This is a genomic window from Novosphingobium sp. NFX11, assembly GCF_057376415.1.
The window spans coordinates 2,714,052-2,728,270 of record NZ_CP080384.1 but is presented as its reverse complement, the minus strand read 5'-3'; the positions used below and the strand labels follow the sequence as shown (position 1 = coordinate 2,728,270).

The window sequence follows — 14,219 nt, the reverse complement described above, 5'->3', positions numbered from 1 at the left end:
CTGAATTTGACTGTCGGACGCCAGCGCAAATGCCGGGCGTGTCGCAAGGGAGACGATGGCATGGAGCAGGCGACGTTCACCGCGCGTTATGGTCCCTGGGCACTCATTGCCGGGGCATCGGAAGGGACCGGCGCGGCCTTTGCGCGCCAACTGGCGGACAAGGGGATGAACCTCATCCTCGTCGCCCGGCGCGCAGGTCCACTGGAGGCGCTGGCGGATGAACTGCGCGCAAGGGTGGAATGCGTGACCGCCTCGATCGATCTGGCCGCCGTGGATGCGGCCGAGCAGTTGCAGGAGATCGCTGCCGGACGCGAGGTGGGCTTGCTGATCCTCAATGCGGGCGCCGATCCCAACGGCGCGATGTTCCTCGATGCGGAGGTTGCCAGCTGGGATGCACTGGTCGCACGCAATGTGGTGACGGTGACCCGCGCGCTCCACGCCTTCGCCGCTCCGATGCGCGCACGCGGACGGGGCGGGCTGATGGTGGTGGGCTCGGGCGCCTGCTACGGCGGGCTGCCCGGCATCGGCGTCTATGCGGCGACCAAGGCGTTCGATCTCGTGCTGTGCGAGGCGCTTTGGGCCGAACTGGAGCCGCACGGTGTCGATGTGCTCAGCTTCGTGCTTGGCCGGACGGATACTCCGGCGCATCGCGAACTCATGGCGGCGCGCGGCATGGCTGTGCCTGACGGCCTTGCCGATGCCGACGAGGTGGCCCGGCTCGGCCTCGCGCGCCTGCCGTTCGGCCCCGTCTGCAACTGGGGCGAGGCGGACGACGTGGCGGGCATGTCAGCGTCATCGGCCGCCGAGCGGCGCGAGCGGATCTCGCCGGATTTCCGCGACTTTTTCCACGCATGCGAAAGGGTGAGCGACATGCGCGAACTGGCGGACAAGCAGGCTATCACTGAACAGCTCTATCGCTATTGTCGCAGCGTCGACCGGCTCGATACGGCGCTGGGCCATGCGGTGTTCCACGAGGATGCGACCGTGGACTACGGTGAGCGGGGCTTCAAGGGCAGTGGCCGCGAGGCGATCGACTGGATCTGCGCGGCGCACGGCGGGCTCCTCGCGCATTCGCACCAGGTCACCAACGTGTTGATCGAGGTGGATGGTGACCGGGCCGGAAGCGAGGCCTACGTCACGGCGACGCTGCGGATGGAGCGCGAAGGCAGGCTGGTGCAGATGGAAGTGTGGTCGCGCTATTGCGACCGCTGGTCGCGGCGCGGCGGGCTTTGGCGCATCGACCGCCGCGATACCGTCACCGACTACGATTGCGTGCGCGACGTCACCGAGATGTACCGCCATGACCGCGCGCGCCGGGACGGGTCCGACCCTTCCTACGCGGCGCTCGCTCACGGCCGGCAGGGAGCGGCATGATGAAGGACTTCACGATCTCCGTCTCGTTCGACATGCGCTCGCCGCAGTGGGCGAGCCCGACGCCGCAGCTCTACCGCGCCGCGATCGAGATGGCTGCCTTCGCGGACGAAATCGGCGCCGACCAGATCGGCCTGATGCAGCATCACGGCTCGCAGGACGGCTATCTGCCGCAGCCTTTCGTCCTCGCGGGCGGCATGGCGGCGGTGACCAGGCGCATCCGCTTTCTGCTCGGCGCGGTGATCCTGCCGCTGCACGATCCGCTCGAACTGGCCGAGCAGATCGCGGTGCTCGACAACATGTCGAACGGGCGGCTGGGAGTAATCTTCGGCGCGGGCTACGTGCCGCACGAATTCGCGATGTTCCGCCAGTCGCTCAAGGACCGGGCGAAGCGGATGGACGAGGGGCTGGAGATCATCCTGCGCGCGCTGAAGGGCGAGCGCTTCGAGCATGACGACGGCAACGGCGCGCGGCCGATCTTCGTGCGCCCGCTGCCGGTGCAGGAGCCGGAGGACATCATCCTCGTCGGTGGCGGCGTGCCGGCGTCGGCCAGGCGGGCGGCGAAGTTCGGGGTCGGGTTCGGGCCGATGAAGGGTGACCTCGTCGACATCTACCTCGCCGAGTGCGCGCGGCTCGGCCATGCCCCGCGCCGGTATTTCCGCCCGCGTCCCGGCATGCCGATGGCAATCCACTTGTGCGAGGACCCGGACCAGGGCTGGGACGCCATCGCGCCGCATGCCGTTCACGTGATCACCGAATACGCGAAGTGGGCCGAAGCCGAGGGCGACGGCTCCAACTCGCCCTTCAAGGGTCTCACCGATCCCGCCAAGCTGCGGCACGCCGGGCTCTTCGCGGCGTGGACGCCGCAGATGCTGCTCGACAAGGTGGGCGCGGCAGAAGGTGGCAACATCGGCTTCCAGCCCCTGCTTGGCGGCCTCGCGCCTGAGGAGGGGTGGAAGAACCTGAGGCTGCTTGCCGCGACGATGCCGGCGCTGCGCGAGGCGATGGCGGCATGAAGGCGGCCTGTATCGAGAACGGCGCGGTGCATGTGCGCGAATTGCCCGACCCGGAACCGGGCCGGGGGCAGGCGCTGGTACGCACGCATTCCTGCGGATTGTGCGCATCGGATGCCCACTTCCTGACCGGTGGTCGTCACGTCATCGAGCTGTCGCGCCGCATGGGCGGGCCCTATGCGGGGCTCGACGAGACGCGTCCCTTCGTGCCGGGTCACGAGTTCGTCGGCGAGGTCATCGACTACGGCGCCGGTAGCCGCCGCCCGGTCGCGCCTGGACGGCGGGTGACGTCGGTGCCGATCATGCGGCAGGGCGGAGCGCACGCCGTTGTCGGTTTCAGCCACGATTGTCCGGGCGGGTGCGGAGAACTGATGCTGCTCGACGAGGACTTCCTGCTCGAGGTGCCCGAGGGTCTGCCGGATGATCATGCCGCCTTAATCGAACCGCTTGCCGTGGGCCTCGAACATGCGCGGCGCGGCCGCCCCGGAAAGGACGACGTGGCGCTGGTGCTGGGCTGCGGGGCGATCGGGCTCGGCGTTGTCGCGGGTCTTGCTCTGGCGGGAGCGGCGCCGATCGTCGCGGCCGACTTCCACGCCGACCGGCGCGACCTGGCCCTGAAGGCGGGCGCGCACATCGCCATCGACCCGCGCGAAGTCGATCCCTACGGGCCGCTGCCCGATCTCGGCGGGCGGCGCGTCAATCTCGTCTACGAGAACGTCGGCGTGCCCGGCATGTTGCAGCGGATCATCGAGAGCATGCCGTTCGACGGCCGCCTCGTCATGGGCGGCTACTGCATGGAGCCCGAGCCGCTCTACGTCTTCGCCGCCCAGAACAAGCGGCTCAACATCCAGTTCGCCGGCGGCGAGGAGCCGCAGGACATGGACCTCGCGATGCGCAGAATAGCCGAGGGCCGGATCGACGTGGCACCGTGGCTTGGCGAGCGTATCGGGCTCGGCTCCGTGGCCGCAGCGATCGCCAATCTCTCCGGCCCTGGAACGTCGGTACGGACTGTCGTAGATCCGCGCCTACAGCTTTCGTAGAGGAGCCTAGCAGAGCTTTTTGGCAAGGTGGCGGTATCCGGCGGTACAGCCCAAAGGTGGTGGTCTGTGCCGTGCGGCAGACGGTCGATAGCTGGCGATCAGATTGACCTCCTCAGATCAGTTGTGCCGTAATGGGCTCTGACCATCGCAATGAGCGGGCTTGCTCTGCCTTGTTCCACGCATGCCGCTGCGGCGTGCAGCAGTCCGATCTCGCGGACAAGTTTGAAGTCGCGCACCGGCACGAAGCGCTCGGGACCCGCGGCGAAGCTTTCGGGCATCATGCCGATCCCGGCACCGCTACGCACAACGGCCAGCACTCGCTCGTCGCTTGTGGTCTTGAGGACGAAACGCGGTCTCACGCCGCGCTCCACGAAGAAGCGGTTGATCTCGGGCAGGGCCTCGCAGTGGCGTCGCAGGACCATGCGGTCGCGGGCGAGCTGTTCGGCCTGCACTTCACTCTCGTCCGCCAGCGGATGATCGGGCGGCAGGACCATCATGTAGCGTTCGCGGGAAAGCACTTCGGGTGCGAGATCGGGGGTGGTGCGGGCGGATCACGCTTAGCGCCAGGTCGATGCGGCCGCGCTCTAGCCGCTCGGCGATGTCGCGCTCAGACCCGTCGAGTATCTCTAGCGTCTCGCCTGAACCTAGCGCGCGGTGCGCGGTGAGCCAGCCTTCAACGAGGCGCGTGGGAATCGTGTTGAGCACGCCAATGCGCAGCAAGGTGGGATCGGTGACTTCACTGAGTTCGACAAGAGCATGCTCGTACTCGGCGGCGATGCGGCGGGCGCGTACGAGAAAGCGGCTGCCGGCGGGGGTCAGGGCCACGCGCTGGCGGTCGCGGTCAAACAGCCTCGCGCCCAGTTCGCGTTCCAGCTTGGCGATCCCTACAGACAAGGTAGGCTGAGTCACGCTCACGCGCCTGGCCGCGCGGCTGAAGTTGCCGGTCTCTGCCACGGCCAGGAAGTAGCGCAGGAGATACTGATCAATCATAGATACTGTCTATGACGAGGTGCGGAAACTTTCAATTTCCGCTTTTCTTTACGGCTGTCTAGATAGATGCGGCAAATCGACAAGGCAGGCCCAAGGCAAACTGGCGCCGCCCGCACGGAAGGAAGAGGCATGAGCGCGCCGGTCCTGCAGACCACCCTGAATCTCGACAGCCCTGAGGCCCGGGCACGCGACGCGCACAATCGCGCGCTCGCCGCCGAGTTGCACGAACGGGTGGCGAAAGCGGCACTTGGGGGTGACGCAAGGGCACGTGAGCGGCACCTGAGCCGGGGCAAGCTGCTGCCGCGCGACCGTGTCGAGCGGCTCCTCGATCCCGGCTCGCCCTTTCTCGAAATCGGCCAGCTTGCCGCCAATGGTCTTTATGGGGACGAGGTGCCCGGTGCCGGGATCATTGCCGGAATCGGCCGTGTGTCGGGACGGCAATGCATGATCTTCGCCAACGACGCGACGGTGAAAGGCGGCACCTATTTTCCGCTGACCGTCAAGAAGCACATCCGCGCGCAGGAGATCGCGGCGACCAATCGTCTGCCCTGCATTTACCTCGTCGACAGCGGCGGCGCCAACTTGCCCAACCAGGCAGAGGTCTTCCCCGACCGCGACCACTTCGGGCGCTTCTTCTTCAACCAGGCGCAGATGAGCGCGCGGGGCATCCCGCAGATCGCCAGCGTCATGGGCAGTTGCACCGCAGGCGGTGCCTATGTCCCTGCGATGAGCGACGAGAGCGTGATTGTGAAGGATCAGGGAACGATCTTCCTCGCCGGACCGCCGCTGGTGCAGGCCGCGACGGGAGAGGTCATCACTGCCGAGGATTTGGGCGGAGGTGATCTCCATTCGCGCAAGTCGGGCGTCACCGATCATCTGGCGCAGGATGACGAGCATGCGCTGACCATCGTGCGAGACATCGCCAGCCACCTTGGACCCGCGCATCGCCATGGCCTTGCGGTGCAGGCCCCCGGCCGCCCAGATACGCGGCCGAGGAACTCTATTCGATCGTTCCCGAGGACGTGCGCGCGCCGTACGATGTCCACGAGGTTATCGCCCGCATCGTCGACGGCTCCGAGTTCCACGAGTTCAAGGCGCTCTACGGCTCTACGCTGGTTTGCGGTTTCGCGCACATCCACGGACTTCCCGTGGCGATCCTCGCCAACAACGGCGTGCTGTTCTCCGAGAGCGCGCAGAAGGGTGCACATTTCATTGAACTGGCCTGCCAGCGCGGCATCCCGCTGCTGTTCCTGCAGAACATCTCGGGCTTCATGGTCGGCGGCAAGTACGAGGCTGAGGGCATCGCCAAGCACGGCGCCAAGCTGGTCACCGCTGTCGCCACCGCGCAAGTGCCCAAGCTGACGGTCTTGATCGGCGGCTCGTTCGGAGCAGGTAATTACGGGATGTGCGGGCGCGCCTACGACCCGCGTTTCCTGTTTACCTGGCCCAATGCGCGCATCTCGGTGATGGGCGGCGAGCAGGCGGCGTCGGTACTGGCGACGGTCCATCGCGATGCCGCCAACTGGAGCCCCGAGGATGCCGAGGCCTTCAAGGCCCCGATCCGGCAGAAGTACGAGGACGAAGGCAACCCCTACTACGCCACGGCGCGGCTGTGGGACGACGGGGTGATCGACCCCGTGCAAACCCGTGACGTGCTGGGCCTGGCGCTGTCGGTCTGTCTCGAAGCCCCGATCGAGGAGGCGCCCCGCTTCGGGGTGTTCCGGATGTGAGCAGGGATACCCTGTTCGTGCTCGACTTCGACTGGCCGGATCCGGCCTACGAAGGGCGCCGCTTCTACTGCAAGGACAGCGTCACGGTGGAGGGCCTGCTTTCGCTGTTCCCTGATCGCGCCGCGAACATCGAGGTCGTGCGCGTCGGATGGGCGCGCCCCCGCAGCGAAGTCGTCGCGGTACTGGGCAAAGACAACCAAAACCTGCCTGCGCTGGCCTTTGCCGAAGGCGGCTTCGTCAACGCAATCGAGCCGCTGTTGGCAGCGCTCCATACCCGCCACGGCTTCCCGGAGCGTCACCCATGATCACTTCTCTGCTCATCGCCAATCGCGGCGAGATCGCCTGCCGCATCATCCGTACCGCGCGGGCCATGGGCATCCGCACCATCGCGGTTTTTCCGACGCCGATGCACAGGCGCTCCATGTTCGCGAGGCCGACGAGGCCGTCCACATCGGTCCCTCACCCACGCGCGAGAGCTATCTTGTGGGCGAGAAAATTCTCGCCGCCGCGAAGGCGACCGGGGCCGAGGCCATTCACCCGGGTTACGGCTTCCTATCCGAGAACGCAGAGTTCGCGCAGGCCGTCATCGACGCTGGGCTGGTCTGGGTCGGGCCGAACCCGTCCTCGATCACGGCTATGGGCCTCAAGGACGCCGCCAAGACGCTCATGGCCGAGGCCGGAGTTCCGGTGACGCCGGGCTACATGGGCGCGAACCAGGAACCCGACTTGCTACGCCAGGAGGCCGACAAGGTTGGCTACCCGGTGCTCATCAAGGCGGTCGCTGGCGGCGGCGGCAAGGGCATGCGTCTCGTCGAGAGTGCCGACGCATTCGCCGATGCGCTCGCCTCTTGCAAGCGCGAGGCGGCCGCTTCGTTCGGCAATGACCGCGTGCTGATCGAGAAATACATCGCCTCGCCCCGCCACATCGAGGTGCAGGTCTTCGGCGACCGGCACGGCAACGTCGTCCACTTGTTCGAGCGCGACTGTTCGCTCCAGCGCCGCCACCAGAAGGTTATCGAGGAAGCCCCCGCTCCCGGAATGGACGCAGCCACGCGCGAGGCGCTGTGCGCCGCCGCCGTGCGCGCTGCAAAGGCGGTCGACTATGTCGGCGCCGGGACCATCGAGTTCATTGCCGACGGCTCTGGCGCACTCTCGGCCGACCGCATCTGGTTCATGGAGATGAACACCCGACTGCAGGTGGAGCACCCGGTCACCGAGGCGATCACCGGGGTCGATCTCGTCGAATGGCAATTGCGGGTGGCGAGCGGCGAACCGCTGCCGCTGGCGCAGCATGACCTGACGATCGACGGCTGGGCGATGGAAGCGCGGCTCTACGCCGAAGACCCCGCCAAGGGCTTCCTCCCCAGCATCGGCCGCCTCGAATTGCTGCAGTTCGGCGAGGTCGAGGGAGCCAAGGAAACAGGGCGTATCGATACCGGCGTCACGCAAGGCGCCGAAGTCTCGCCCTTCTACGATCCCATGATTGCCAAGATCATCGCCTGGGGCGACGACCGCGACGAGGCGCGGGAACGGCTCGGCGCGATGCTCGAGGACACTGCCGTCTGGCCGGTACGTACCAATGCCTCGTTCCTCGTCAAAGCACTGCAGCACCCCGACTTCGCGGCGGGCAAAGTCGATACCGGTCTGATCGGGCGCGACGGCGAGGCTCTGGCGCAGCCGCCGGTGCCTTCGGCCGATACCCTTCGTGCGGCCGCTTCGTCACTCGTTCCGGCCGGCATCGCGCCGGGCCTGCGGCTGAACGCGCCGCCGCGGCGAACCGCGTGGTTCCTGCTCGATGGCGAGAAGATCGAGCTCGAGATTGACGATGGGAGCGACGAGCCTGCCAGCAGCGTCCTCGTCACCGAACAGGGGCAGGCCTGGCTGCTGGCGCCATGGCGACGCGACGGCGCGCATGGCGCGGCAGACAGTTCCGGCGCGATCGTTGCACCCATGCCGGGCAAGGTCATCGCCGTCGAGGTAAAACAGGGCCAGACGGTGACCAAGGGACAGAAACTCCTGACCCTCGAAGCCATGAAGATGGAGCACACCTTGACCGCGCCGTTCGATGGCATCGTCAGGGCGCTCGCGGCGAGCCCCGGCCAGCAGGTGCAGGTCGATGCCCTACTCGTGCAGATCGAGGAGGCCGAATAAGATGGCCGGACGTTTTTTCGATGAATGGCAGGTCGGTGACCGCCTGACGCATCAGCCGAGCCGTACCGTCACCGAGACCGACAACCTGCTGTTCTCAGCGATGACCCACAACATGCAGCCCCTGCACCTCGACGCTGAGGCCGCGAAAGCCAGCGAGTTCGGGCAGATCCTGGTCAATTCGACCTTCACCTTCAGCCTGGCGGTGGGCCTGTCGATCGCGGACACGACAGTCGGCACGCTCGTCGCCAACCTGGGCTTCGACAAAGTGGTTACGCCCAAGCCGACCTTCATCGGCGATACCCTGACCTGCGCGAGCGAAGTGGTCGAGATGCGCGAGAGCAGGTCGCGGCCCGGACAAGGGATCGTCGTGTTCCGGCACGAGTTGACCAACCAGCGCGGGGAAGTGGCTCTATCGATGCTCCGAACCGTGCTGCTGAAAAAAGGGGCGTGATTGCGAAGCAAACCTGAGGATGCGCGAGCCCTACGCCCGCGATCACGCCACGGACCAGGGCAAGCAGTTTACTGCTCGAGGTAGCCGAGGCAAGGTTCGCGCGCTTCATGAACGGCTCAAGCGTTGTTATCGTGCCGATCAGACAAGCACTTCACCGATAAAGAAAAGTCGTTGGCTATCCGGGGGCAGCGTCGTCGGGCAAGGCACCATCACCGATCAAGTGGGCGAGGCGCGTTCCGGAAGTGTCGTGTCCGAACCGGGACGACAGAATCATTGCCCCCGTAAAAGCTTGCCTGGTTGAACGTCGCTGGCACAGGTTCGGCAAAACCTGATGCAAAAATCGTGCGATGGCATGCGGCCTCGACACTACGGGAACGCGCCGGGGCACGGCAAACACGGACATTTCGCCAGTCTCGCCAAATATGCTTGCTGCAGTGCAGTGGAAGGAAGCCTTAACCTCTTTAACGAAGTCCGTAATAACCTCTTTAACCTTTGCTGATGCTCCGGTTTCTTGGTGAACCCGCAAGCCCCCTTTTCGCGCGACTCCGAGCCCGGTTGCCATGCTGCGTTGCAAAATTGCCGCGCCATTTTTCGCAACGCGCTGTGCGGTTCATTGCTGTTGAATGACAGCGCTGGTCAGCTTATCGGCCCCCCATCCCAAAACATGGCTACCTCAGGGGGTAATTTTGAATTCTGCTCGTTTGCGCCGTTTTACGGCGGCTTCGGTCCTCGCGATTTCGGCTTCGTTCGCCGCGCCTGCCCTTGCGCAGAGCGGCGCTCCGGTGGCCGAAGAAGGGGACAACGCAATCGTCGTGACCGCGCTGCGCCGCGAAGAGCGTGCGCTGGACGTGCCCGTCGCGGTTTCGACGCTTTCGGGCGAGAAGCTCGACGTGCTGAACTCCAGCGGCCAGGACATCCGTTTCCTTGCTGCGCGCGTGCCCAGCCTTCAGATCGAATCCTCGTTCGGTCGTACCTTCCCGCGCTTCTACATTCGCGGCCTGGGCAACACCGACTTCAGCGCTGACGCCGCGCAGCCGGTTTCGGTGGTGTACGACAACGTTGCGCTCGAAAGCCCGATGCTCAAGGCTTTCCCGGCCTTCGACCTCGAGAACGTCGAAGTCCTCAAGGGACCGCAGGGCACGCTGTTCGGCCGCAACACCCCGGCAGGCGTGGTCAAGCTGACCTCCAAGCGTCCGACCGAGGAAGTGGACGGTCACGTCAGCGCTTCGTGGGCAACCTACAACACCGTCAACCTGGAAGCCGCCGTCGGCGCGCCGCTGACCGACAAGCTGCGCTTCCGCGTCGCGGGACTCGTCCAGCGCCGTGACGATTGGGTCAAGAACGACAACGCCGCGACCATCAACGAGAAGAAGTTCGAGGGCTACCAAGACTACGCCGGTCGCTTTCAGCTGGAGTACGCGGACGGTCCCCTCGACATCCTCGTCAACGCTCATGCCCGCTCGCTGAAGGGTACCGCGCGCCTGTTCCGCGCCAATGCGATCCAGAAGGGCACCAACGATCTCGTCGATGGCTACGACATCGAGCATGCCAACCAGAACGGCTCGAACCCGCAGGAGCTGGAGAGCTGGGGCGCCAACGTCCAGGCCAGCTACGAGTTCGACGGCGCCGGTTCGCTCTACTCGATCACCGCCTGGGAGCGCGCCAGCGTCTTCTCGCGCGGCGATATCGACGGCGGTACACCCGCGAACACCCCGTTCCAGGTCCAGACCGGCGGCGACACCACGCCGAAGGAATTCAGCCAGGAACTGCGCTTCGCCTCCAAGAAGTTCGGCGACGTCAGCTTCCAGGCGGGCGCCTACTACTTCAACCAGAACCTCGAGAGCGAGAGCGGTTCGTGGTCCAACACCAACGTCTACTCGCCGACCAGCATCTCGCACCTCGACAACGAGACGTACGCGTTCTTCGGCTCGGTCGAGTACACCCCGGTGGACGCGCTGATCCTGCGCGGCGGCCTGCGCTGGTCGCATGACAAGCGCTATGCCATCCTCGTGAACGGCGACGACATCGACGCCACCACCGGCCGTTCGACCGGCAGCACCAACGGCTCCAAGTGGTCGTGGGACGGCAGCGCAACGTTCAAGCTCTCCTCGTCGAGCAGCATCTACGCCCGCGTGGCCTCGGGCTACCTTGGCGCGGCGCTGAAGAACGACACCACCGCCGGTGTCGCGACGATGGCCCGCCCGCAGACGACCACCTCGTACGAAGTCGGCTTCAAGACCGAGCAGCCCGGCCTGTTCAACTTCTCGGTCGACGGCTACTACTTCGACACGAAGAACATCCAGCTGACGGCGGTGGGCGGCAACTCCAACGTCACGCAGCTGATGAACGCGAAGAAGGCGATCGGCTACGGCGTCGAGGCCGAATTGTCGGCGACCCCGATCGAGAACCTCGTGCTGACGCTGGGCGGCAGCTACAACTACACCGAGCTGAAGGACAAGGACCTCTACGTCGCACCTTGCGGCGGCGGCTGCACCGTGACCGACCCGCTGGTGACCGTGAACGGCACCACCCTGGCCTCGATCGATGGCAACAGCCTGCCGCAGGCTCCGCGCTGGATCGGCAACGCGACGCTGCGCTACGCCGTGCCGCTGGGCAACGACAATGAGATCTTCGCCTACACCGATTGGTCGTACCGCTCGAAGATCAACCTGTTCCTGTACGACTCGATCGAGTTCACGGGTAAGGCCTACCTCGAGGGCGGCGCGCGCGTCGGCTACCGCGACAACAAGCGCGGCTACGAAGTTGCGGCATTCGCCCGCAACATCACCAACCAGATCCGCGTCGTCGGCGCGATCGACTTCAACAACCTGACGGCGATGCTCAACGAACCGCGCATCATCGGCGGCGAGTTCCGCTTCAACTTCTGATGAAGCGAAGGGCGCCGGGTCAAACCGGCGCCCTTTTATTTGGCCCCCATGCTTGTTCATCCGCGAGAGGGCAGGGGGCCGCTCCCTTCGTTCGTCACCCGCGAGCGTAGCGAAGCAACCCAGGGCGGTTGCGCACTGCCCTGGATTGCTTCGTCGGCCCAAAGCGCACGTGGGCCTCCTCGCAATGACGAAGTGTGTTGTGTTCCAACAAGGACAACAGATGACCCCCTGAATGCCGTGACCCGTCTCGTCTCCTCGCTGCTGACGGCGGCGGCGGTCTTCCTTGCCCTGCCTGCTCAGGCTGAGGACAAGCCCGCCCCGCAGAAAGTCCTCATCGATGACGAGGGCTTCTCGCTCATGCACATGATGCTGCTTAATTCGCCGCAGATCGACGTGGTGGGCGTGACCAGCGTGACCGGCAACTGGTGGGCGCCGCGCGGGGCGGCGATGCAGCTGCGCGGCCTCGAGATCATGGGCCGCACCGACGTTCCGGTGGCACAGGGCGCGATCAATCCGCTGATGAATACCGAGAAGGCGACCGAGCGCTGGGAAGCGCTCTACGGCAAGCTGACGTGGAAAGGCGCGTGGATGAAGCAGTGGGTCGAGCCCACGCAGCAGTCGACGCCGCCCTATTACACGCCCTACGACCTCTCGAACCTGCCCTGGGGCGCGCCCAGCACCAAGGTCGCCTCGAAGATGGCGGCGGTGTTCATGATCGAGATGGTCCACAAGTACCCTGGGCAGATCACCATCGTCGAGGGCGGACCGATGACCAACCTCGCGCTGGCGCAGCGCCTCGACCCCGAGTTTGCCAGCCTTGCCAAAGGCTTGATCTACATGGGCGGCAGCTTCAACCCGCACCGCGTGCTCGATGACCGCTCCGCCGTGGAGTTCGCGCGCGAGTTCGCCAATTCGCCGCGCCGCGAATTCAACATCCGCCTCGACCCCGAGGCCGCCAGCATCGTCAGCCGCGCGCCGTGGAAGCAGATCACCGTGATCCCGGTCGATCCCTCGACCGCGACGCAGCTGAGCCGCAAGCTGCTCGACCGCGCCGCGAAGGGCGCGAAGCCGGAACTGGGCAAGGCGATCGCCGGCTTCGAGCCGGGCTTCCCGCTGTGGGACGAGATCGTCGCCGCCGTGCTGCTCGATCCCTCGATCGTGACCGGGGCCGAAGACCTCTACGTCGATTACGACGCGGCGTTCGGCGCGACTTACGGCGATACGCTCAGCTGGCGCGAGCACTACCAGCCCGGCCTCGGCGAGCAGAAGGCCCGGGTGGTCATGTCGATCGATCCGCGCAAGCTGGACGAGATAATCGTGAAGTCCGTCGCGGCGAAGTGAGTATTTCTCCCCGAGCTTGCTCGGGGAGGAATTTGCTGACGATTCCCCAAAAGAAAGGCCGGGGCGGCGAACCGTCCCGGCCTTTCGAAATGGTCCCCTCCCGAAATCGGAAGGAGCCTGGCGCCGTCCTTAGCGGAACAGCGACAGGAGCGTCTGCGGCGACTGGTTGGCGATCGACAGAGCCTGCACGCCCAGCTGCTGCTGGACCTGAAGGGCCTGAAGGTTCGCCGACTCCTTGGCGAGGTCTGCATCGACGAGGCTGCCGATGCCGGTCGTGATCACGTCGCTCAGATTGCTGTTGAAGCTGAGCTGACCTTCGATCTGACGCGAACCGGCGCCGAGGTCGGACAGGCTGGTCTTGACCGTGTCGAACATGGTGTCGAGCTTGGTCAAGAGCGCATCCGCCGCACCCGAACCGGTGCCGGCGACATCATCAGGATCATTGGCAAGGCCGATGTTGGTGATGTCGTCATCCGTGTCGGCATCGCCGAACGCGGTCTCGGCGGCTGCGCTCAGGCCCTGGTTATTGACCGAAAGCGTATCGCCATCGATCGATTGCAGGGCGCTAACCTTACCACCGGTAGCGTCCACGCCATCACCGGCGCCAGGTGTCGTTTCAGCAACGGCAGCCGTGCCCTTGAGCAGGTTCGTGCCGTTGAAGCTCGAACCTTCGATCACCGTATTGATCTGCTTCTTGAGGGTCAGCAGGTCGTTGGAGATCGCCTTGCGGCTTTCGTCGTCGAGACCGGCATCCGATGCTTCGAGAGCCTTCGACTTCATCTGGTTGACGAGGTCGGAGATCTGTTCGGCACCGGCGACGGCGACGTCCGTGACCGACTTGGCGTTGTTGAGCGAGGTGGTGACCGCGCCCAGCTTGCCAAGGTCGCCGCGGAGCGTCTGGGCGACCGTGTACTTCGCCGAGTCGTCCTTGGTCGAGGCAACATTCAGACCCGTGGTGATACGGCTCTGGGTGGTTTCCATCGACTTGTTGGTCGCGTTGAGGCTCTGGAGAGCTGCCATCGCGCCGCTGTTGGTGTTGACCGAAAACGCCATTTCTTGTTTCCCTTCTAGGTTACCGGCCGGTTCTGCGGCCTCTCGCAATCCCGAAAGATACGGGTGCGTCTTTATTCTAGGAGGAGTTGTTAAAGGACGGTTGCGGCCTGTGGAAAAACTATAGGAATGCTTCCCGGGCTCTCTGACAAAAGCCCGTCATTCCAGCGAAGGCTGGGACCGCTCGCTGTGAA

11 protein-coding genes and 2 pseudogenes are annotated in these 14,219 nt (G+C 65.3%); 10 read left to right on the top strand and 3 right to left on the bottom strand.

Annotated elements, in window-relative coordinates:
- Positions 1 to 60: 60 nt before the first annotated feature.
- The 3 genes from KZO24_RS14050 to KZO24_RS14040 are packed head-to-tail and all read left to right on the top strand — an operon-like array spanning position 61 to position 3,424.
- Positions 61 to 1,374 carry an SDR family NAD(P)-dependent oxidoreductase gene (locus KZO24_RS14050; RefSeq protein WP_486486447.1) on the top strand — a complete coding sequence of 438 codons (1,314 nt, stop codon included), beginning with the start codon at positions 61 to 63 and terminating at the stop codon, positions 1,372 to 1,374.
- Positions 1,371 to 2,387, top strand: a complete 1,017-nt coding sequence (locus tag KZO24_RS14045; RefSeq protein ID WP_486486446.1) for an LLM class flavin-dependent oxidoreductase — start codon at positions 1,371 to 1,373, stop codon at positions 2,385 to 2,387. Before KZO24_RS14050 ends, KZO24_RS14045 begins: the two co-directional genes overlap by 4 nt.
- The gene (locus tag KZO24_RS14040; protein ID WP_211150628.1) at positions 2,384 to 3,424 is read left to right on the top strand and encodes a zinc-binding dehydrogenase; all 1,041 of its coding nucleotides are present in this window, start codon (positions 2,384 to 2,386) and stop codon (positions 3,422 to 3,424) included. The genes KZO24_RS14045 and KZO24_RS14040 overlap by 4 nt, the downstream gene beginning before the upstream one ends.
- Before the next feature lie 98 nt (positions 3,425 to 3,522).
- On the opposite strand, the gene KZO24_RS14035 is transcribed toward KZO24_RS14040, so the two are convergent.
- Both KZO24_RS14035 and KZO24_RS14030 read right to left on the bottom strand, forming a co-directional pair.
- Positions 3,523 to 3,921 carry a LysR family transcriptional regulator substrate-binding protein gene (locus tag KZO24_RS14035; protein WP_486486445.1) on the bottom strand — a complete coding sequence of 133 codons (399 nt, stop codon included), beginning with the start codon at positions 3,919 to 3,921 and terminating at the stop codon, positions 3,523 to 3,525.
- A complete protein-coding gene (locus KZO24_RS14030) occupies positions 3,878 to 4,414 on the bottom strand; it encodes a LysR family transcriptional regulator (RefSeq protein WP_486486444.1) in 537 nt (178 codons plus the stop codon). The genes KZO24_RS14035 and KZO24_RS14030 overlap by 44 nt, the downstream gene beginning before the upstream one ends.
- A gap of 66 nt (positions 4,415 to 4,480) precedes the next feature.
- Here KZO24_RS14030 and KZO24_RS14025 point away from each other — a divergent pair.
- The 7 genes and pseudogenes from KZO24_RS14025 to KZO24_RS13995 all read left to right on the top strand — a co-directional run bounded on the left by KZO24_RS14025 (position 4,481) and on the right by KZO24_RS13995 (position 12,975).
- Positions 4,481 to 6,144, top strand: a pseudogene (locus tag KZO24_RS14025) (carboxyl transferase domain-containing protein).
- Between the two features lie 17 nt (positions 6,145 to 6,161).
- Positions 6,162 to 6,449: a DUF3088 family protein gene (locus KZO24_RS14020; protein ID WP_486486443.1), complete on the top strand. Its 288-nt coding sequence runs from the start codon at positions 6,162 to 6,164 to the stop codon at positions 6,447 to 6,449.
- Positions 6,446 to 6,714: pseudogene (locus KZO24_RS14015) on the top strand (biotin carboxylase N-terminal domain-containing protein); the annotation flags it as partial. The gene KZO24_RS14020 and the pseudogene KZO24_RS14015, both read left to right, overlap by 4 nt.
- Before the next feature lie 66 nt (positions 6,715 to 6,780).
- Positions 6,781 to 8,295 carry an acetyl/propionyl/methylcrotonyl-CoA carboxylase subunit alpha gene (locus KZO24_RS14010; protein ID WP_486487177.1) on the top strand — a complete coding sequence of 505 codons (1,515 nt, stop codon included), beginning with the start codon at positions 6,781 to 6,783 and terminating at the stop codon, positions 8,293 to 8,295.
- A gap of 1 nt (position 8,296) precedes the next feature.
- A complete protein-coding gene (locus KZO24_RS14005) occupies positions 8,297 to 8,746 on the top strand; it encodes a MaoC family dehydratase (RefSeq protein ID WP_486486442.1) in 450 nt (149 codons plus the stop codon).
- 686 nt (positions 8,747 to 9,432) lie between these two features.
- Positions 9,433 to 11,634: a TonB-dependent receptor gene (locus KZO24_RS14000; RefSeq protein WP_486486441.1), complete on the top strand. Its 2,202-nt coding sequence runs from the start codon at positions 9,433 to 9,435 to the stop codon at positions 11,632 to 11,634.
- Between the two features lie 237 nt (positions 11,635 to 11,871).
- Positions 11,872 to 12,975 carry a nucleoside hydrolase gene (locus KZO24_RS13995; RefSeq protein WP_486486440.1) on the top strand — a complete coding sequence of 368 codons (1,104 nt, stop codon included), beginning with the start codon at positions 11,872 to 11,874 and terminating at the stop codon, positions 12,973 to 12,975.
- Positions 12,976 to 13,104: 129 nt separating this feature from the next.
- Here KZO24_RS13995 and KZO24_RS13990 read toward each other — a convergent pair whose 3' ends face one another.
- Complete coding sequence (locus KZO24_RS13990; RefSeq protein WP_036527345.1) at positions 13,105 to 14,028, bottom strand: flagellin; 924 nt, start codon at positions 14,026 to 14,028, stop codon at positions 13,105 to 13,107.
- Positions 14,029 to 14,219: the final 191 nt, after the last annotated feature.